General features: G+C 28.1%; 1 pseudogene. It reads left to right on the forward strand.

Annotated features, from left to right (window positions below):
* Nucleotides 1-26: 26 nt before the first annotated feature.
* A pseudogene (locus tag AACQ14_RS23725) lies at nt 27-221 on the forward strand (hypothetical protein); the annotation flags it as partial.

The following is a 221-nucleotide window of genomic DNA, read 5'->3' on the forward strand; positions in this document are numbered from 1 at the left end:
GAGCTTTCTCACTTAAAAACTCGTATATGACTCACATTCTAAGAAATTATATCCTCGAAAAAAAGCAAACTTATGAACCTATAATAAAGGACTCGAGTATATTAGAACATCAAACTTTAGAAACATATGTAGAAAACAAGATTTCTAAGTATTATGGAAGAGATATTGAATCACTTTGTTCAGAATTTAACGTATCTTTTGCATGTAAAGATACGTTAAAT

It is taken from the genome of Vallitalea maricola (genome assembly GCF_036985595.1).
Taxonomy (GTDB): domain Bacteria; phylum Bacillota; class Clostridia; order Lachnospirales; family Vallitaleaceae; genus Vallitalea; species Vallitalea maricola.